13 protein-coding genes and 1 CRISPR repeat array are annotated in these 20,807 nt (G+C 40.8%); of the genes, 9 read left to right on the forward strand and 4 right to left on the reverse strand.

All coding sequences use genetic code 11. The features are described 5' to 3' along the window. Window positions 1–505: 505 nt before the first annotated feature. The 8 genes from IB67_RS10045 to IB67_RS10080 all read left to right on the forward strand — a co-directional run bounded on the left by IB67_RS10045 (window position 506) and on the right by IB67_RS10080 (window position 9,175). Window positions 506–1,624 carry an ABC transporter substrate-binding protein gene (locus IB67_RS10045; RefSeq protein WP_339747179.1) on the forward strand — a complete coding sequence of 373 codons (1,119 nt, stop codon included), beginning with the start codon at window positions 506–508 and terminating at the stop codon, window positions 1,622–1,624. A gap of 82 nt (window positions 1,625–1,706) precedes the next feature. Continuing rightward, complete coding sequence (locus tag IB67_RS10050) at window positions 1,707–2,819, forward strand: ABC transporter substrate-binding protein (RefSeq protein WP_072760318.1); 1,113 nt, start codon at window positions 1,707–1,709, stop codon at window positions 2,817–2,819. 80 nt (window positions 2,820–2,899) lie between these two features. Continuing rightward, window positions 2,900–3,811 (forward strand): branched-chain amino acid ABC transporter permease, encoded by a 912-nt coding sequence (locus IB67_RS10055; protein WP_084634418.1) that lies wholly within the window; start codon window positions 2,900–2,902, stop codon window positions 3,809–3,811. An 11-nt stretch (window positions 3,812–3,822) separates the two neighbouring features. Beyond that, complete coding sequence (locus IB67_RS10060) at window positions 3,823–4,887, forward strand: branched-chain amino acid ABC transporter permease (RefSeq protein WP_072760320.1); 1,065 nt, start codon at window positions 3,823–3,825, stop codon at window positions 4,885–4,887. Next, on the forward strand, window positions 4,884–5,756 hold the full coding sequence (locus tag IB67_RS10065; protein ID WP_072760322.1) for an ABC transporter ATP-binding protein: 873 nt from the start codon (window positions 4,884–4,886) through the stop codon (window positions 5,754–5,756). Before IB67_RS10060 ends, IB67_RS10065 begins: the two co-directional genes overlap by 4 nt. Then, a complete protein-coding gene (locus IB67_RS10070) occupies window positions 5,743–6,453 on the forward strand; it encodes an ABC transporter ATP-binding protein (RefSeq protein WP_072760324.1) in 711 nt (236 codons plus the stop codon). The genes IB67_RS10065 and IB67_RS10070 overlap by 14 nt, the downstream gene beginning before the upstream one ends. A gap of 270 nt (window positions 6,454–6,723) precedes the next feature. Then, entirely contained in the window at window positions 6,724–7,272 is a 549-nt protein-coding gene (locus IB67_RS10075) for a 4Fe-4S cluster-binding domain-containing protein (protein WP_339747186.1), read from the forward strand. Continuing rightward, a complete protein-coding gene (locus IB67_RS10080; RefSeq protein WP_072760326.1) occupies window positions 7,256–9,175 on the forward strand; it encodes an anaerobic ribonucleoside-triphosphate reductase in 1,920 nt (639 codons plus the stop codon). The genes IB67_RS10075 and IB67_RS10080 overlap by 17 nt, the downstream gene beginning before the upstream one ends. A 39-nt stretch (window positions 9,176–9,214) precedes the next feature. Here the strand turns inward: IB67_RS10080 and mutS are convergent, their stop codons facing one another. Then, window positions 9,215–11,632: a DNA mismatch repair protein MutS gene (gene mutS, locus IB67_RS10085; RefSeq protein ID WP_072760391.1), complete on the reverse strand. Its 2,418-nt coding sequence runs from the start codon at window positions 11,630–11,632 to the stop codon at window positions 9,215–9,217. 176 nt (window positions 11,633–11,808) lie between these two features. On the opposite strand from mutS, the gene IB67_RS10090 reads away from it, so the two are divergent. Continuing rightward, the gene (locus IB67_RS10090) at window positions 11,809–12,342 is read left to right on the forward strand and encodes a GNAT family N-acetyltransferase (protein WP_072760328.1); all 534 of its coding nucleotides are present in this window, start codon (window positions 11,809–11,811) and stop codon (window positions 12,340–12,342) included. Window positions 12,343–12,353: 11 nt separating this feature from the next. On the opposite strand, the gene tsaB is transcribed toward IB67_RS10090, so the two are convergent. The 3 genes from tsaB to cas1b form a co-directional block, all read right to left on the reverse strand. Further along, window positions 12,354–13,025, reverse strand: coding sequence for a tRNA (adenosine(37)-N6)-threonylcarbamoyltransferase complex dimerization subunit type 1 TsaB (tsaB, locus tag IB67_RS10095; protein WP_339747191.1), 672 nt, complete (start codon window positions 13,023–13,025; stop codon window positions 12,354–12,356). A gap of 92 nt (window positions 13,026–13,117) precedes the next feature. Further along, a CRISPR array of direct repeats spans window positions 13,118–19,363; the repeat unit is 30 nt; unit sequence ATTTCAATTCCTCCAAGGTACTGTCAAAAC. Between the two features lie 183 nt (window positions 19,364–19,546). Next, window positions 19,547–19,801: a CRISPR-associated endonuclease Cas2 gene (gene cas2 / locus IB67_RS10100; RefSeq protein WP_434223578.1), complete on the reverse strand. Its 255-nt coding sequence runs from the start codon at window positions 19,799–19,801 to the stop codon at window positions 19,547–19,549. A gap of 8 nt (window positions 19,802–19,809) precedes the next feature. Then, window positions 19,810–20,805: a type I-B CRISPR-associated endonuclease Cas1b gene (gene cas1b, locus IB67_RS10105; protein ID WP_339747197.1), complete on the reverse strand. Its 996-nt coding sequence runs from the start codon at window positions 20,803–20,805 to the stop codon at window positions 19,810–19,812. Between the last annotated feature and the right edge of the window lie 2 nt (window positions 20,806–20,807).

A 20,807-nucleotide genomic window follows, 5' to 3' on the forward strand; every position in this document is an offset into this window, starting at 1 on the left:
TACATATTATTATATCATGTACCACTTCCGCATGTGAATTTGATTTCTGTATTAACGAAAGTACCTCACTCTGATGGATATTAAAATCACTCGGAAACAGCATGATGTTACGAATATTTAACAAACATGGAAGCGTAAAGATGTCATAAACAGATACTTTTTCAAGTTCAAAATTATCAATGTAAAATTATAATAATTTATATACATTACATTTGTAACAACAAAACTTTAATTATAATAGATGGAATTACTCGAATGAGTTATAATGTCCAAAAATCTATGAATTTTATAATCTAAGATTGATAAAGTTGTCATATCTATCTAAATGAGCCAATTTGCTTCGTATTTTACATGAACATAATAGTAGGTATTGACTTTAAAGAATCGAATATGTTAAAATATGAAAAAATTTTTTAAGCGTGTTACATTTCCAATTTGTTCCAAGCAATTGTGAAAAGACACATTAGGCAATTTTCCATGATTCTCTTCAAGGGAGGGTGAAGGTATGAGTAGTTTGAAGAAAGCCGTCTTAGTTCTTCTTTTAGTTAGTTCTCTTAGTGTGTTTGCAGTTGTGAAGATTGGTGCTCTTTTGCCACTCACAGGTGGGGTCTCTGCGTTCGGCGATTTGGTAAAGAAAGGTATCGAACTTGCGCATGAAGAAAGAGGTACAGTTCTCGGCGAGAAGATCGAAGTTGTCTACATGGACACGAGGAGTGAGAAAACAGAGGCAGCTAACGGTATCGCAAGGCTTATTGATAAAGAAGGCGTTATCGCTGTTATAGGCGAAGTTATCAGCGGTAACTCGATTGCAGCTGGTGAAATAGCAGAAAAGAAGAAAGTCCCGATGGTCAGCCCATCTTCGACAAACCCACTCGTAACGCAGGGCAAGAAGTTTGTTTCAAGGGTATGCTTCATCGACCCGCTCCAGGGAACAGCGCTTGCAGAATTTGCAGTTAAAACGTTGAAAATCAAAAAAGCAACAGTCCTCACAGACGTCGAACAGGACTACAGCGTTGGTCTTTCTAACTACTTCATCGAAAGATTTAAAAAATATGGAGGGCAAGCACAACAGCTGAATTATAAATCAGGGGACAGTGAATTCAGCGCCCAACTATCACAAGCGTTAGCATTCGGAGCTGAAGCGATAGTTGTTACAGGATACTACAACGAGATAGCATTGGTGGCACAACAAGCAAGGGCACTCGGATTCAAAGGACACATACTTGCGGGAGACGGAGCAGACGCGCCAGAGCTTATAAAGATAGGCGGTCAAGCTGTAGAAGGACTGTACTTTACTGCTCACTACCATCCAGATGCACCGATAACGCAGGTATCGAAGAAGTTTGTTGAAGCATTTGTGAAAAAGTACGGAGTGAAACCGTCCACGCTATCGGCGCTTGGATACGATGCGTACATGTTGGTTGTAGAAGCGATAGACAGAGCGAAGCAAAAGAAACCAGAACTTATAGCTACAGCAATCAGGTCGATTAAGAATTTCCAAGGCGCTACGGGTGTTATCACAATCGATGGGAATGGAAATGCAACGAAAGACGTTGTTATTGAGACAGTCAAGAACCAACAATTCGCCTTTGCAGCTAAGATTTCTGCAAGTGAATTAAAATAAATTCTGCTTTCAATTAAGAGTGGGTGGTCAATGCCACCCACTTTTAACGAGAGACTTTAAAACTTTTTTTGGAGGGATGTGTGTGAGGAAAACGGTCGTTGTACTCTGGCTTTTACTTGTCCTCAGTGTCTTTGCTGAGATTAAGATAGGTGTACTCCTACCGCTGACAGGCGGTATTTCTGCTTTTGGTGACTGGACGAAGAAAGGCATAGAGCTTGCCTACAAGCAAAAGAACACAGTTCTCGGTCAGAAGATTGTACTCGTGTATGCAGATACAAGAAGTGAAAAAACGGAAGCTGCAAACGCTATGGCAAGGCTTGCCGACAAGGAAAAAGTCGTTGCTGTAATAGGAGAAATCGCAAGCAGCAACTCTATGGCAGCAGCGGAAATTGCTGAAGCAAGGAAAGTTCCGCAAGTAGCTGTTACGTCAACTAACCCACTCGTGACACAAGGCAAGAAGTTTGTTTCAAGAGTCTGCTTCATCGATCCATTGCAAGGTACAGCACTTGCAGAATTTGCAGCTAAGAACCTCAAAGCCAAGAAAGTGGCAATATTTGTGGACATAGAACAGGACTACAGCGTTGGTTTGACGAACTACTTCGTCGAAAGATTTGAAAAGAAATACAAAGGCCAAGTACTCAAGGTACAGTACAAATCAGGCGACCAAGAGTTCAGTGCACAGATTGGACAAGCAACTGCTTTTGGAGCAGATGTAATAATGTTCACAGGTTACTACAACGAAATAGCACTCGCTGCTCAGCAAGCAAGATCCATGGGCTACAAAGGATACTTCATCGCAGGTGACGGTGCGGACGCTCCAGAGCTCATTAAAATAGGTGGTAAGGCTGTTGAGGGACTCTACTTCACAACACACTACGTACCGGAAGCTGCGACGACGAAACTTGCTAAGGACTTCGTAGAAGCATTCAAAAAAGAATTTGGAACACTCCCAGCGATGAACGCAGCGCTTGGTTACGATGCTTACATGCTCGTCGTAAACGCTATTGAACGCGCAAAATCAGCAGATCCTGTAAAAATTAACGAAGCAATCAGAGCTACAAAAGGTTTCCAAGGCGTTAGCGGAAACATCACGATCGATGCTAACGGAAACGCAATCAAAGACGTCATTATAGTAAAGGTTAAAGATGGGAAATTCGCATTTGAAACAAGGATAACGCCAGAAAACTTACAATAATTCGCAACAACGCCCGTGCTCTGTGCTAACCTCACAGGCACGGGTTTATATTTTTGAACATTTTTGAGGAGGTGTCGATATTGACCATAAACCTTACTATCTTTGTTCAAAATCTGTTCAATGGGTTGATGGTTGGTGGGTTGTATGCATTAATAGCTGTGGGATACACAATGGTGTATGGTATACTGAGACTCATTAACTTCGCATTTGGTGACATCATGGTCATGGGTATATACTTCGCATTTTACGGAGCTACGCTCATTAGATTCAGCTTTCCTCTCGCTGTTATATTCTCGCTTGGTGCAACGGCTGTACTGGGTGTTCTTATCGACAGGCTTGCTTACAAGCCACTGAGAAATTCGCCAAGAATTTCAGCCTTGATAACGGCAATTGGTGTGTCGTTCTTCATTGAAAGCTTTGCGGTTGTTTTCTTCGGACCGAACTACAAAGCATTCTTAGAGGCTTTGAAAAACAAAACTATTGCCTTTGAATCGTTCGTCTTCGGCAACGTCTACCTTCCAAAGATCATATTCATCATCCTTGGCATAACCGCTGTTGCTTTGGTTCTGCTTTATCTGATTGTCTACAGAACAAAAATGGGAATGGCAATGCGAGCAATATCTGCTGACATACCGACAACATCATTAATGGGTGTCAATGTTGATAATGTTATTGGCTTTACATTTGCTATCTCATCCGCCTTAGCTGCTCTTGCTGGCATCATGTGGGCTTTGAGGTACCCGAGCTTCTATCCATACACCGGTTTTGTTCCGGGACTTAAAGCGTTCATAGCGGCTGTTCTTGGTGGTATAGGCTCCATTAACGGAGCAGTCCTTGGCGGTATACTGCTCGGTGTCATAGAGATGATGATAATCACATTTTTCCCAACCCTCATGCAGTACAAGGATGCGTTTGCGTTCATAATCCTTATCCTCATACTCCTTGTAAGACCAGCAGGGCTACTCGGCAAACGCGCGGTAGAGAAAGTTTGAGGTGAGAGCAGATGAAGAGCAAGACGAAAAGGGATTTAACACTGACCGTACTATTCGTAATTTTCGTTGCTATTTTGCTTGCTATTGCCAATGTTAGATTCGATTCTTACCAAAGACAAATACTATCACTGATGGCGATATACGGAATAATGGCTGTGAGCTTGAACCTTGTTAATGGTATAACTGGTGTATTTTCACTTGGTCATGCAGGTTTTATATTACTCGGTGCGTATACATCGGCACTTCTCACAATTCCGCCTGACCAAAAACAGATGATATTTATCATTGCACCACCGAGCCCTCTAATAGCGAACTTGCACACCGACTTCTTTACGGCGACGATAATAGGCGGTCTTGTCGCAGCTTTCGGAGCGTTCATAATCGGATTTCCGGTTTTGAGACTTTCGGGAGATTATCTTGCTATAGCGTCGCTCGGTTTTTCAGAAGTCTTAAGGATATTTGCACTAAACCTGCAATCGATAACGAACGGTTCTCTGGGCTTAAAGGGACTGCCAAACTACACGAACATCTGGTGGAGCTGGGGCTGGCTCTTAGTTACGGTATTGTTTATTGTTAGCTTGGTAAAAAGCTCATACGGTAGAGCACTCTTAGCTATACGAGACAACTCGATAGCGGCTGAAGCGATGGGAATAAACGTCTTCAAACACACCTTGCTTTCATTCGTTATCAGCGCATTCTTTGCAGGCGTGAGTGGAGCGCTGTATGCCCACTGGCTCACCACGATAGACCCGAGGATAACGACATTCGGTCCAATCCTAACCTACTACGTGCTCATTATGGTCGTTCTCGGTGGACTTGGTAGCATAAGCGGGTCGATAGTTGGTGCAATAATCTTCGCGTTCCTCATGGAATGGCTCAGAGCGTTCGAACAGCCATTCACACTCTTTGGAAAAGAATTCCCAGCGATACAAGGCATGAGGATGCTCGTTCTCTCAGTGCTGTTTGTCATAACGATGATCGTCTGGAAGCGCGGAATATTTGGAAGAGGAGAACTAACATGGGAAGGAATAATAAGATTTTTCAAGCGCATCAGTTCAAGAGGTGGTAAACAATGAGTGAAGTCAAGACAAATAACAAAACTCAAAAGCCTGTGATACTAAAAATGGACCACGTAACGATGCAATTCGGAGGATTAACTGCGGTCGATGACTTCGATAACGTCGCATACGAAGGCGAAATCCTCGGTATAATAGGTCCGAACGGTGCTGGAAAAACCACAGCGTTCAACGTCATTACAGGCATATACTTCCCAACAAAAGGAAGGATAATATTTGAAGACATAGACATAACACCGTACAGACCGCACCAGATAACGCATCTGGGCATTGCAAGAACGTTCCAGAACATAAGGCTCTTCGGAACGCTTACTGTTCTTGACAACGTCCTTGTTGCAATGCACCATTTGTTGTCAACAAGAGATGCTGATGCGATACTCAAAAAGCACGGTAAAGAACCAAAAATCAAAGGACACCTCTGGTTCTGGAGGGCGGTCAGCAAAATAGGTTACAAAAACCAGGAACAAGCTATGCGAGAAAAAGCTATGCAATTGCTCAAAAAAGTCGAGCTCGACCACCTTGCGGACGAAATAGCATCATCACTCCCATACGGTCAGCAGAGAAAACTTGAAATCGCAAGAGCGCTTGCGACTGAACCGCGGCTACTCCTGCTCGACGAACCAGCGGCAGGTATGAACCCGAAAGAATCCGAAGAACTCATGGAATTCATAAAATACATCCGAGATGAATTCAAACTCACGATCATACTCATCGAACACGACATGAAAGTCGTCATGGGCATATGTGAAAGAATAATAGTTATGGACTCAGGAAAGATAATTGCTGAAGGAACACCTGAAGAAATAAGTCGAAATCCGAGAGTTATCGAAGCTTACCTTGGTAAGGAGTGGGAACATGCCGGTGCTTGAAGTTGAAGGCTTACACGTATTTTACGGCTCAATCAACGCAATTAAAGGAATATCGTTCAAAGTTGATAAAGGAAAAGTCATAACGCTTATCGGCGCCAACGGCGCTGGTAAGACGACGACGCTATCAACAATCGCTGGCTTGGTTAAAGCAAAGAGGGGAAAAATCATCTTCGAAGGAAAGGAAATTCATAACCTGCCACCGCACCAGATTAACAGACTTGGCGTATGCCTTGTTCCGGAAGGTAGAAGAATCTTCCCAAACTTAACGGTCATGGAAAACCTCATGATGGGCGCATTCAACAGAAAAGACAAAGAAGGCGTAAAACAAGACCTTGAATGGGTCTTTTCACTATTCCCAAGACTTGCGGAGAGAAAAAACCAACTGGGCGGAACGCTCTCTGGTGGAGAACAGCAGATGCTTGCGATTTCGAGAGCGCTCATGAGCAGGCCTAAACTACTCATGATGGACGAACCATCGCTTGGACTTGCGCCTATACTTGTTGAAGAAGTCTTCGAAATAATCAAAAAACTTAACGAAGACGGAATGACAATACTGCTTGTTGAACAGAACGCAGTCGGTGCGCTCAACATATCGCACTATGGATACGTACTTGAGACAGGAAACATAACCCTCGAAGGAAATTCCAAAGATCTACTCAAAGACGAAAAAGTCAAAAAAGCATACCTCGGGTTGTGATTTGTTAATTCATTACGAACTCCAAAATACCCGGTTATAGCTGAATACGACCGTTCATACCCGTTTTTTGGATTGTGAAATATACAATCGATAGTTGTCGAAAAGAAGTATGCACAATATTTTGGGTGGGGATTTTGAATTCCCCACCCTTTTAATTTGACAAAAGTTTTCCGTTGATGTACTATATATTGTGTACAATCCTAAAAATATCCAATATAATGCGTTAAATATCCTATTTAAGCACCTTTTTGAGTTTGTGGGGGAATGAGTATGATATTTGAAAAACCTCTTTTGCGAGTCGTGAGGGTACTGTACGGCGACCATCCAGAATTGCCTTCCGTCAGCGTATATTTCCAAGGCTGTGATGCTTTTCCAAAATGCGCAGGCTGCCACAATCCTGAGACGTGGGAATTCAACGAAGATTTTTCCGTTGACTTTGAAAGTCTCAAAGAGCACGTCATTTCAAAACTTCAAACACTGCTTAAAACGTACGAAAAAGTCAGCTTGGCGTTACTTGGCGGTGAGCCACTGTCGTTCAGGAACAGAAGATATTGTTATTTACTCGCTAAAGAAGTTAAAGAAACATTTGGCGACAAAGTCGTCGTAATCGTGTACTCTTGGAGGACGCCGAAAGAACTGCTTAACATGAACATACCGCTGAGCTATTTCGATGAATTCGTACTCGGAAGGTACAACCACAAATATCACAGAAACGGATTTCCAGCTTCGGCAAACCAGCTTTACTTAAATAAAGAACAACTTATCCAGATATTGCAAATTATTAGTGCAAGGGGGACAAGGTATGTCAAAGTTAGTTGATATTCTCAAAGTTTTCAACTTCGAAAATGATTTCGTGGAAGAGATTTCTCAAGTTCCCGAAGTTTTTCTTGGTTTAGAAGGCATTGACTGGCAGCTTGATATAGTAAGATTCACTGAACACTTCTTCAACAATGGAATACTCAGCTCTACGATAGATGCCAACGCAAACGTTAGGAGCACGAATGTATATACATACTTCAACGAGGTAGTAAAACCCTGGTCGAAACTCTACTCGCTTTATTACATATACCAGCGCATGAAGTCGCTCTTTGGCAAAGAGGACGCAAGAAAATTTCTGAGGTACGAATTGTATGGCGACGTGTATCTTCACGATGCGCACCACTCAGCATTCGAGCCGTACTGCTATGCCTACTCGCTCAGGCCCATTGTCGAGAAGGGCTTGTTCTTCATCGACAGCATAAAATCCGTCCCAGCAAAGCACCTGTCCTCATACATACAGCACGTTATCCAGTTTGTCATGTTCGCATCGAACCAACAATCAGGCGCTGTTGGACTGCCCGATTTCTTCGTCTGGCTTGCGTACTACTACAAAAAGGACATCGGATCTGGAGTAATACCAAAAGGGCAAGAGAAAGAATATCTGTATCAGATGTTCCAGATATTCACATACTCAATCAACCAACCAATTAGGGGTACGCAGTCTCCGTACACGAACTTCACATACCTTGATAGAAATTACATAAAGTCTATATTCAATGGCGAAACATATCCCGATGGCACGCTGATTACTGACTATGTAGAGGACATAATCGCACTCCAAAAAGAATACTGGCAGTGGATAAGCGAAGAAAGAGAAAAGCAGATGTTCACATTCCCAGTCTTAACTGCATCGCTGCTCTACAAAGATGGAAAATTCATCGACGAAGACAGCGCGAGGTTCATAAACAAAGTGAACTTGAAATGGCAGGACACAAACTGGTACATCTCAGACAGCATCGATGCCGTAGCTTCTTGCTGCAGGCTCACGAGCTCAACTCGTGAAATAAAATTCAAAATGGGACCGGACAAGCTCTCTGGAATGGTCAATTCCATAGGTGGTTCTGACTTGAACATCGGGTCATTCAAAGTCGTAACGCTCAACCTTCCAAGAATAGCGCTCGAAGCGAAAAACAAAGAGCAATTCTTGGAAAAATTGAGGGAAAAAGTCAGAGTCGTACAAAAATCCTTGGCAGCAATAAGGAACATAATCCAGGAAAGGATTCAGCAGGGCGTCCTGCCGCTTTACAACCTTGGCTTGATGGATCTCAACAGGCAGTACGGAACGGTGGGAATCAACGGTGTATATGAAGCGATGGAAATTCTTGGACTAACAACAGTTGACATCGATGGCGTGAAGTACACTCAAGAAGGCGAAGAGTTTGTAGCCACTCTGCTCGATGAGATAAGAAAACTTAACGACGAGGCATTTGAAAAATACGGCTTTACATATAACATCGAGCAAGTCCCTGCAGAAAAGGCGGCTGTTACGTTTGCACAGAAGGATAAAATCTTATATGGAATAAACTACATACTCTACTCTAACCAATGGTTGCCACTAACGACAAACACCGACATGCTCAATAGAATAAAATACTCAGGAATATTCGACAAGAAAGTTTCAGGCGGGGCGATACTGCATATAAACATAGACTCACCGTTCAGAAGCGAAGAAGAAGCTTGGAACATGGTTAACTTAGTAGCTCAGATGGGTGTTGTGTACTTCGCATTCAACCAGAAAATCAGCGTATGCCAACACGGGCACGCATTCTATGGAGAAAAATGCCCAACGTGCGGTGGAAAGAAAACAGACGAATACCTGAGAATCGTTGGCTACTTAGTCCCTGTGAGCTCCTTCAACAAAGTCAGACAAAAAGAAGAATACCCAAAGAGAATATTCTACTGATAAAAAATAACTCCCATCCCCCTTTAGCTCCGCTGATAGTTAAAACATTCTCAACTGTCCCTCCGGGACAGTTTTTTTCGTCGATTTTATCTTCTTCATCTGCCCTTCCTTCAAAATTCCAACCTTCTTCTCTATATCACTCTTCTCAACGATTATATTCAATATCTCCCTCGCCCTATCGACTATACTCTGCGGCAGTCCCGCGATGGCCGCTACCTCTATCCCATAGCTCCTGTCTGCTACTCCTTCGATTACCCTGTGCAGGAAGATGACACCATCTGCTGTCTCTTTTACATCAACTGTAAGGTTCTTTATCCCATCGTACGCATTAGCAAGTTCTGTCAACTCAGTAAAATGCGTTGCAAATAAGGTCTTGCACTTCACCTCGTTATATATGTACTCACTCATAGACCATGCGATACTAATACCATCGAACGTACTTGTCCCCCTTCCAACCTCATCGAGCAAAACGAGGCTCCTCTCCGTTGCTTTCGAAAGAATCAGTGCAACCTCGCTCATCTCTGTCAGGAAAGTACTCTTTCCTGTTGAAATATCGTCCCTTGCGCCCATGCGCGTGAAAATCCTGTCGAAAACAGGTATCTTCGCAAAACTTGCCGGCACAAAACAGCCAATCTGCGCCATTAGCGCAATCAACCCAACTTGCCTGATGTACGTACTCTTTCCGCTCATATTCGGACCTGTCAATATGAACATCCTGAGCCTGTTATCCATATACGTATCATTCGGCACAAAGCTGTCCACAAACCTCTCAACAACAGGATGCCTGCCCTGCAATATCTCAAGCTCGCCATCTGAAAGCACGGGCCTTGCGTATCCGTACAGACTTGAAACGTATGCAAATGTAGTGTAAATATCTATCCAGCTAAGCGTCTCGGCAACTTTTTGCAACTGCTCAGTGTAGACCTTTATCTCATTGCACAGATTCTCAAACAACGCCTTCTCGAGAGCCTCAACCTTCTGCTTTGCAGCCATGATTTTGTTTTCGAATTCTTTCAATTCCGGCGTTGTGTACCTTTCGGCGTTCACGAGTGTCTGGAGCCTTGTGTAGTGCTCCGGAGCATTTTTCACCTGTCCTTTCGGAATCTCTATGTAATAACCAAAAACATTGTTGAAGCCAACTTTCAGCTTCTGAATTCCCGTCTTTGCCCTCTCAATTTCTTCAAAATCCTTCAACTTCTCATTTGAATGGTACAAAAGCTCGCGGTACTCATCGAGCTCTTTTGAAACCCCTTCCTTGATTATCTTTCCTTCTCCAAGCTCACCTTCTATCTCATCGTACATCGCACTTTGAATCTTCTCTTTTACAACACTTAAATCTGGCAAATCCTCAAGCAATTTTGAAAGCTCGTCGTTACTTGCCAGCGCATCACGCAGAGGTTCTATAACCTCGAGCGTGAGCCTCAGGCTTATCAAATCCTTCGGCTTTGCGCTGTCGTATTGTATCCTGTTTATTATCCTCTCCAGATCGTAGACGCCATCGAGATACTCTCTTACCTCATTCATCAACAGCTTATCTTCCAAAAACGCACTCACCATATCGAGCCGTTTCTCTATCTCTCTTCTATCCTTCAAAGGATGTAGAATAACCCACTTCAAAAGTCTCGAACCCATAGGCGTCTTTGTCTTGTTCAGCACATCGTACAAATTCTTCCCCCGTTCTCCGGGAACAAGCGACAGATTCTCGATTGTTGTCGAATCGAGAATCATATATTTCGACTCGTCGAGCGTCCTTGGAAACCTCAACTTCGCCTGTTTATTGATTGTGTAATTCAAATACTTCACTAAAGCTCCAAACGGATAATGCGCATCGCCAAGCTCAAAATGGTCGATTGAAAAAACATTGTACGCTTCCTTTATCGCATCGATTGTATTCGTATAATACCAATCATCGAGCCGGTCAATAAAAACCTTTATCTTATCCCTCAACTGTGGATACATGCTCTCCGGGCATATAACCTGCGTGATTTCGTGGGTATTTACAAAATCGATTAAATCATCTAGGCTGTCAAAAGCCTTAACGACAACATCGCCTGTTGAAGTATCTGCCAAGACAGTATATATCTCTCCGGATTTTGATTCATAAACCGACATCATGTAGTTGTTGCTCGTTGAAAGCAACTCATCTTCGATAATTGTTCCGGGTGTAATGACGCGCGTTACCTCACGCTTCACAATACCCTTAGCCAACGCTGGGTCTTCCATCTGCTCGCATATAGCGACCTTGTAGCCGCTGTCCACGAGCTTTTTCAAATAATTATCCAAAGCATGATAAGGAATGCCTGCCATAGGGGCATCCTGGCGCTTTGTAAGGACAATATTAAGCACCTTAGAAACAGTCAGGGCATCATCGAAAAACGCCTCATAAAAATCCCCGAGGCGGAAGAGCAGGATGGAATCCTTGTATTTCTCTTTTATTTCAAGATATTGCTTCATCATAGGGGTTAACTTTACATTGCCAAACAGATTCTGGCCCGAGTGACCTGCATGACCTGTCACAATACCACCTCTTTGAAAAGCTATAGGTTGACAAAAGTCGGTGAAGAGATTAAAATTTACATCAATATTTTAACATTTTTTCCAAAACATAGTAAGGGGGAATAGGAGGGAATACTATGCTTGAAGGAAAACTTGTGAAATTGGTAGAGTACAAGAAAGAATACTTAGAAAAAGCACGGGAGATGATAAACGACTGGGAAGTTAAAAAATACCTCACACCTGGTATACCATTCCCGCTAAGAATAGAAGACGAAGAAAAATGGTACAGCTCGCTCAATCCATTTGGGAATGGAACATATTCATTCGCAATACTGCTCAAAGATACGAATGAATACATAGGTGGCTGCGGGGTTAACACAGTAGACTGGAAAAACTCCGTTGCTGAAATAGGAATCTTTCTTGGTTCGCAGTACCATAACAAAGGATATGGAACGGATGCGATGGAAGTACTCATACGATTCATATTCAAAGAAATGAACATAAACAAAATAAGACTTCACACCTATTCATTCAACAAACGTGGAATCCGCGTGTACGAAAAAGTTGGATTCAAAACCGAAGGTGTGCTGAGAAAAGAAATATTCAGAGAAGGACAATACCACGACATAGTAGTTATGGGACTTCTAAGAGAAGAATGGCAAGAAAAATAAAAGAAGGGAGCTTAAACGCTCCCTTCCTTCTTCCTCTTCTCAAAATTAAGTTCAGCGATGCTCTTTTGCAGATACAAAGGCTCAATATCGTTTACAAATCGCTCATTTTCAATTTCTTCGCATGCCAAAAGATACAAATTCCTTGCTGTAGGCAAACTCAATTCACTCAACTCGAACTTATTCAACTTAACATCGCTCTCGAAAAACTCCGCCCCATCGCCAAGGAAAAGCTTTGGGCTGAATTCTCGATATCGTTCATTTATCAAATCAACCGTTTCTATGAACGGTGACACAATCTCATCAAGCTTCCCATTCTCCGGCTTATACAGAGCACTGTACAAATACCCTTCCCTTGCCTTTCTAACAACAGCGATGTATCCATTATAGAACAGCCCATTCAGCGCTATCAGTTTCAACGAACTAATCTGAACAAACTTATTGCCAATTCCAAGCCCGTAGGCAAACGAAATCCCAACACGCAACCCCGTAAGCCCACCAGGACCTATACCGATTCCGACTATATTCAGATTGGCAAAATCTACCTCAGCCATCTTTTCAACAACCTGCGAAACCTGAATCCCGTGCTTTGCCTTTGTCTCGAGCTCAACAAAAATCTTCTTTTCATCGTCCACATAACACGCAACAACTCTTGGTGTTGATGTATCCAAAGCGAAAATTTTCAAATCTCTTCACCGTTCCTTTCTGGGACAGATAATCCAAGATTTTTTAAAACAGCTACTTAAAAAGCAGTCTTCAAAAATATTATACAACAAAAATTTCAATTCCTCCAAGGTACTGTCAAAACAAAAAAGAAGTATTGGATTTTGCACCAGAAAGATAATTTCAATTCCTCCAAGGTACTGTCAAAACACGGGTCTTCTGGATTTTTGCTCCACACACGAAATCTATCATTTCAATTCCTCCAAGGTACTGTCAAAACATATGGCGTGTGGTGGAAACATAACGCTTCCAGGCAACTATTTCAATTCCTCCAAGGTACTGTCAAAACTTGCGCCAATCTCTCTTGGGAAACGATTTGTTGCAGAAGATTTCAATTCCTCCAAGGTACTGTCAAAACTTTATCAGGTTCGAATTCGTCCAGCAGTTCGATAAGATTTCAATTCCTCCAAGGTACTGTCAAAACACGAAGCGATTATAGAACTCAAATCGCATAACGAACCAAAATTTCAATTCCTCCAAGGTACTGTCAAAACTTTTTCTTTAGTATCCGCACCGCCAAGCCCAACACTTACCATTTCAATTCCTCCAAGGTACTGTCAAAACTTACTACAAAATAAAAGGAAATAAGAATAAAAAAATATTTCAATTCCTCCAAGGTACTGTCAAAACCAGAAGCTTGGGGATACTCAAAAGCCACGGTTGTAGAATAATTTCAATTCCTCCAAGGTACTGTCAAAACGTTTGTGAAGGGGGATTACAAAGATTGGCTTGTTGTGAATTTCAATTCCTCCAAGGTACTGTCAAAACGAAAGACCGAGTAGAAGAATGCATTTATACAAATTTATTTCAATTCCTCCAAGGTACTGTCAAAACTTTACAATGGATATAAGCAACATCGGTCAAAAACTATTTCAATTCCTCCAAGGTACTGTCAAAACCGTAAAACGGGCAAAAGGGGCATGTTTGAATTAGAATTTCAATTCCTCCAAGGTACTGTCAAAACATGCAAAAGATGAATGAAATATTAAGAGAAGTTGGATATTTCAATTCCTCCAAGGTACTGTCAAAACAGGAATTACAAAGAATGTTATCAAACCAAAAAGCAATATTTCAATTCCTCCAAGGTACTGTCAAAACTAAGATTGTTCTTTGCTCATAGCCTATCTCTTCTGTATTTCAATTCCTCCAAGGTACTGTCAAAACTAATAATTGTCCGAGGCTGTTTCAGGCGGTATATATATTTCAATTCCTCCAAGGTACTGTCAAAACGGAGAGAACCTGCTTGCCGATAGTGATGTTGCACTATTTCAATTCCTCCAAGGTACTGTCAAAACTCTTGAATGATTTTTTTGATTGCATCACCAAGCTCTATTTCAATTCCTCCAAGGTACTGTCAAAACAAATACTTTCCGAATAGCATATTGGCGGTCCACGAGTTATTTCAATTCCTCCAAGGTACTGTCAAAACTACATTAACAGGCGATTATGCGTTAGCTCCAGAAAGATTTCAATTCCTCCAAGGTACTGTCAAAACTCGTATTCGATTGCAATTTTTAAGTTTGGCAGTGCTATTTCAATTCCTCCAAGGTACTGTCAAAACCAGGCATTTTCTCACTCAATGCCCGTCTTAAATGCGACTATTTCAATTCCTCCAAGGTACTGTCAAAACATTATCCTTGCCGTAATTACCACCTCACTTAAAAAAGGATTTCAATTCCTCCAAGGTACTGTCAAAACTGATATTGCACAAGTTCTGCGTTTGAAACATTATTATTTCAATTCCTCCAAGGTACTGTCAAAACTGGACGACTTGATGTTTATGGAAGTGTTTTACGAAGCGTTATTTCAATTCCTCCAAGGTACTGTCAAAACCTACCTGCTTGCAGAGTTTATTGAATGTATAAAACTTATTTCAATTCCTCCAAGGTACTGTCAAAACCAAATTCGAGGTCGTTGCAAGGTCGCTCCAATACGTAACCATTTCAATTCCTCCAAGGTACTGTCAAAACCAGGTTATCAGTACATGGTATTGTTGCCAGCTAGGTAATTTCAATTCCTCCAAGGTACTGTCAAAACTTACCATTTTCATCAATTTTGCTTGGAAATCCCATCGCTATTTCAATTCCTCCAAGGTACTGTCAAAACGATGGTTTGGTGCGATTGTTTCCTGAGCAACAATTACGCAATTTCAATTCCTCCAAGGTACTGTCAAAACTCGTTTTGGAAGAAGGCTTACCAGTAAGTTATCCTATATTTCAATTCCTCCAAGGTACTGTCAAAACGCTCGAACAAATCTGTTTTTCAAAACCACCTGTTTATAATTTCAATTCCTCCAAGGTACTGTCAAAACCAAATCGATAAGTACGTCAACAAGTACATCCATGAGCATTTCAATTCCTCCAAGGTACTGTCAAAACATATTTTGTACGTCATACCGTCTTTTTCTTCCTCGATTTCAATTCCTCCAAGGTACTGTCAAAACCTTTTGCCAGATGCGGTTTTGGTTGCGCTGACCGAATTTCAATTCCTCCAAGGTACTGTCAAAACTATATATACGGCAGGGCGTTTACGGTTGGTTTAATCTCATTTCAATTCCTCCAAGGTACTGTCAAAACTTGTGTAACTGTACATACTTACACCTCCTCTTTTGATTTATTTCAATTCCTCCAAGGTACTGTCAAAACTTGGTTCCGCCTGCTATACAAAATGCGTCGTTGTAAATTTCAATTCCTCCAAGGTACTGTCAAAACGCAATGGGGTAATAGCAGTTCCAAGCGACGTTACAATATTTCAATTCCTCCAAGGTACTGTCAAAACTAATTCACGCACTCACCTCCTATCGCAGAATATACCATTTCAATTCCTCCAAGGTACTGTCAAAACTTTCAAAGGCAAAATACTCGCTTGCGTGTCTGGAAACCAATTTCAATTCCTCCAAGGTACTGTCAAAACCTATTACAAGGTTGCCATTGATATTCTTGGCATAGAATTTCAATTCCTCCAAGGTACTGTCAAAACATGTAGATTATTCACCGATACCAAAAGTCCGCATTCTCTCATTTCAATTCCTCCAAGGTACTGTCAAAACCTGCCTGTTGGTCATCCGTTTCGTCTGCTACTAAGTCATTTCAATTCCTCCAAGGTACTGTCAAAACTGGTCGTTTACAGTTTTTACGGTGTTTTGTGCGTTCGTGTATTTCAATTCCTCCAAGGTACTGTCAAAACACAAAAGCAGATGGAAGGAATTAGCACAACAACAACATTTCAATTCCTCCAAGGTACTGTCAAAACTAATAATCGCCGTGTGGGAATTCGTCGTATACTTGCAATATTTCAATTCCTCCAAGGTACTGTCAAAACGAATAATTGCGAAAGCTTTTCCGCACCGCTTTTGTACAAATTTCAATTCCTCCAAGGTACTGTCAAAACCTAGTATTCTCGCAACTAATTCCGAGCAGATAACGTTGTTATTTCAATTCCTCCAAGGTACTGTCAAAACAATACATTTTCGTCCAAGCATACCCCGGGATGAGATTATTTCAATTCCTCCAAGGTACTGTCAAAACTTGGAATGGCATAGTCGAATATGTACCAAAGCCATCGTAATTTCAATTCCTCCAAGGTACTGTCAAAACGGTTACCAACGCGGGACTATTAGGGCTGAAAAGATATTTCAATTCCTCCAAGGTACTGTCAAAACAGATAAACAAACAACGTTAGGAGAACTTGAAAGAATTTTATTTCAATTCCTCCAAGGTACTGTCAAAACACGCCATAAACATTTGCTAATTCTACACTCAATTTAATTTCAATTCCTCCAAGGTACTGTCAAAACAATACTGTATCAAATCCACAAATTTTGGTAGCAAAGTCGGTATTTCAATTCCTCCAAGGTACTGTCAAAACAACACCTTTTCCAAGTTATCGCTCTCTTGTTCATCGTTATTTCAATTCCTCCAAGGTACTGTCAAAACTGTTGCAGGGTGCACGGGGTGGGGTGAACATACCAGAATTTCAATTCCTCCAAGGTACTGTCAAAACTGATAGAAAGAATTAGACAAAAGCTGGCGGGTGGTTGATAATTTCAATTCCTCCAAGGTACTGTCAAAACGGTTGAAAAAAAACAAAGGATTATATGATGAATATGTATTTCAATTCCTCCAAGGTACTGTCAAAACAAAGTGCATGGGTTTGGTTTCACAAGAACAAAGTTGTATTTCAATTCCTCCAAGGTACTGTCAAAACTGAAATAAGGCATACAAACCTGACAAATTGCGAACAACGATTTCAATTCCTCCAAGGTACTGTCAAAACGTTTGGTTTTGCGGTTTGCATGAAAAGCAAAGATAAGAATTTCAATTCCTCCAAGGTACTGTCAAAACTTATCCAAACTTGCTAAAATCAGCGTTGCTTCTTCAAGATTTCAATTCCTCCAAGGTACTGTCAAAACACAATGAAGGGGTGGTAGGGCTTTTGTTTCCACCAGATTTCAATTCCTCCAAGGTACTGTCAAAACATTTTGTAAAGTGTAGCACCAACACGACCACCAAATATTATTTCAATTCCTCCAAGGTACTGTCAAAACGTTCAATTAACCGTTCCATCATCTCGGCATAATCTTTATTTCAATTCCTCCAAGGTACTGTCAAAACCGCACTCGCCTGCCAGTTACCCTCACGTGCGGCTTGTATTTCAATTCCTCCAAGGTACTGTCAAAACGCGTATTCTCCTTTCGCTAACGCAACAGATTTATCGATATTTCAATTCCTCCAAGGTACTGTCAAAACGACGATGGACACACTACTCAGAGATGTGTGGACAGGATTTCAATTCCTCCAAGGTACTGTCAAAACAAGGTAGTTGTTGGAAAAAGGTTACAAAAGCTGGTGTATTTCAATTCCTCCAAGGTACTGTCAAAACTAGCAGGTGCTATTTTTTTAAGCAAGTGTAAAACTATAATTTCAATTCCTCCAAGGTACTGTCAAAACCTTTTTCTTCCATAATATCACCTCACCCTTCTTCAGTTATTTCAATTCCTCCAAGGTACTGTCAAAACCGGTTGATACAATTAGCGGTTGGATTAAATCGTTCGTATTTCAATTCCTCCAAGGTACTGTCAAAACAAATATTAGCACAAACCGCTGCAGCTTTGGCGATCTTATTTCAATTCCTCCAAGGTACTGTCAAAACTGAGTTATGCCAAGTTGCCTTTGGAAAACTTAAGCGTATTTCAATTCCTCCAAGGTACTGTCAAAACCTTCAACTGCACTTTTAAATTCATCAAATACTGCTATTTCAATTCCTCCAAGGTACTGTCAAAACTGAAGATAGGGTTGATGGATGATAACGTGTATGTGTTGGAATTTCAATTCCTCCAAGGTACTGTCAAAACGAGAGGTTTGCAAGTCCTGTGCTCGTGGGCAAAACAGAATTTCAATTCCTCCAAGGTACTGTCAAAACGATGTTCAAAATAGTAAGCGTAGGCTGGTCAGCGGTATTTCAATTCCTCCAAGGTACTGTCAAAACGAATAGATATATCGGATAAAAGTTTTAGTTTGGAGACATTTCAATTCCTCCAAGGTACTGTCAAAACCTTGTAGATAAATTCGCACAGCTCGGCTCTGTAATATTTCAATTCCTCCAAGGTACTGTCAAAACACGATTGGAATGAAGCTGATGGTATAATGTATAATGGATAATTTCAATTCCTCCAAGGTACTGTCAAAACTCGCATCGCTCAGCAAAAATCCGTGTTGAAACTGAATTAAGCGCTCATTTCAATTCCTCCAAGGTACTGTCAAAACCCAGCTTGCTCAATTTCAAACGTGTGTTCACCAAGATTTCAATTCCTCCAAGGTACTGTCAAAACTATATCGCTGGATTGGCATCTTGGAGTGTTTCGTGATTTCAATTCCTCCAAGGTACTGTCAAAACCTGCGTAAAGTTCATTTAAGCGTTGTAACATCATGCCATATTTCAATTCCTCCAAGGTACTGTCAAAACAATAGTTTTCGGTTATATCTCGGACCGGGTAGCACATTTCAATTCCTCCAAGGTACTGTCAAAACTCACAACGTGCCCGCAACGGTACAAGTTTCGTTACATATTTCAATTCCTCCAAGGTACTGTCAAAACTCATGATGCTAATATGCTCAAGACCGATTTTTTGTGCTAAAATTTCAATTCCTCCAAGGTACTGTCAAAACAATAAGATACAACGCATTTTCAACCACATCTTCAAGCTATTTCAATTCCTCCAAGGTACTGTCAAAACTAGAAACAACGGCTCAACAATGGTAAGTCAATTTTTATTTCAATTCCTCCAAGGTACTGTCAAAACCATCTTTTTACATAGAAATGTATTGATTATGTAATTTTAAGTTAAAATACGAAACGCTGATTTTGAGAATGTCCTTTCTTTTTAGAAAAAATTAATTCATATTTGACACCTACTAAAATCTTCTTTCAACATATTCTGTCTAACCCCAGCGCTCTATACTTTATCTCTCTTCGACAGAAAAAACTAGATGAACTTAATGTCCTGTCTTTTATCTTTTCCGAGAACTTCTCGATTGCTGTAGTACATCTGTTTAAATTCATAGATAACAACTGAATCTTCATCTTCTATAAGTCTGTTCAGTTCAGATTTTAACTTAACAAGGTTGCCTTCGCTTATTTCCCCTTCAAAAACTGAGTTTTGTACCCATATCAGATATTTCCTACATATTTTCAGTGCTTTGGATACTCTTTTTTCAGCAATATCGTAGAATAAAATCACGAACAATTTTACCACTCCATTATAAAAGGTTCATAATCTTCTTCGCCCATTATGTGTTTTTCTATTTTGTATAGCTCCATCCTAATCAGTGTTCTATAGCTCACTTGTTTCCCTAGTTTTTTAGGCTTTATCGTTTCGTTTAACTTCTGCTCTAGTACCTCTAAGAATTTCATTTTACCTTTGTCACTCAAATAAGTTTTTTCGCCTAATTCGTCAAAATCACTATCTTTCAAAATCCCTTTGTTCACAACTTGGAATATTGCTCTATCTCCTATTATTGGTTTAAATATCTCAGATATATCCAAGTTCAACGAAAAGCGTCTGAAATTTGTTTCGTGAAGAAATCCTATTCTTGGGTCTAAATGCGTACTGTATATCTCCCTTAAAGTTATGCTATAAATAAGTGAATTGGAAAAACTTATCAATGCATTGAGTTTGTCTTTCGGAGGACGTTTTGTCCTCTTTTTAAACTCAAAATCCTCAGAGTTTATTATTATGTTGAAAGAATCATAGTAGTATTTCTTTGCATCTGCTTCCTTTTGCATCAGTCTTGGGATATCGCTACAATCATTTAATTCCAAAAGCCTGCTTTCTAGTCTAGATATATGTTCAGAAAGCTCTCTACCACGTCTGTTGTAGTATTTCATTACCGTCAGCTCGTTCTTTATTGCCCCTTCAACCAGTTTCCTTGCTAATACCAATCTTTTTCCATAGTCAAGGTAATGTTCTGCCTGTTTCAGTATTATAAACCCAGAATTGTTGTGGGTTCTTGGATAGAAACTGCCCATGTAAAAACCGTAATAATTAAATACGGAAAGAATTATTTCCTTTTGCGATAAGAATTCTAAGAGCTTTTTGTTTAGATTAATCTCTCCGAATACCATAATTTCTTTGACGTTTTCAACGGGGATGTGTTTTTTCTCACCCTGTTCCGTTACGAAGAAAAGCGAATTGTCTTTTCTCATAAGTTCCCCAGAAGAGAAAATGTATATCGTTTCTTTCACAA

The sequence above is a fragment of the Fervidobacterium riparium genome (assembly GCF_025370035.1).
Classification (GTDB): Bacteria; Thermotogota; Thermotogae; order Thermotogales; family Fervidobacteriaceae; genus Fervidobacterium; species Fervidobacterium gondwanense.

What these genes read in the sequence shown, in the direction of transcription:
- IB67_RS10045 (WP_339747179.1), top strand. Translation starts at nt 506, where the DNA reads ATGAGTAGTTTGAAGAAAGCCGTCTTAGTTCTTCTTTTAGTTAGTTCT.
- IB67_RS10060 (WP_072760320.1), top strand. Translation starts at nt 3,823, where the DNA reads ATGAAGAGCAAGACGAAAAGGGATTTAACACTGACCGTACTATTCGTA.
- IB67_RS10065 (WP_072760322.1), top strand. Translation starts at nt 4,884, where the DNA reads ATGAGTGAAGTCAAGACAAATAACAAAACTCAAAAGCCTGTGATACTA.
- IB67_RS10070 (WP_072760324.1), top strand. Translation starts at nt 5,743, where the DNA reads ATGCCGGTGCTTGAAGTTGAAGGCTTACACGTATTTTACGGCTCAATC.
- IB67_RS10075 (WP_339747186.1), top strand. Translation starts at nt 6,724, where the DNA reads ATGATATTTGAAAAACCTCTTTTGCGAGTCGTGAGGGTACTGTACGGC.
- IB67_RS10080 (WP_072760326.1), top strand. Translation starts at nt 7,256, where the DNA reads ATGTCAAAGTTAGTTGATATTCTCAAAGTTTTCAACTTCGAAAATGAT.
- mutS (WP_072760391.1), bottom strand. Translation starts at nt 11,632, where the DNA reads ATGATGAAGCAATATCTTGAAATAAAAGAGAAATACAAGGATTCCATC.
- IB67_RS10090 (WP_072760328.1), top strand. Translation starts at nt 11,809, where the DNA reads ATGCTTGAAGGAAAACTTGTGAAATTGGTAGAGTACAAGAAAGAATAC.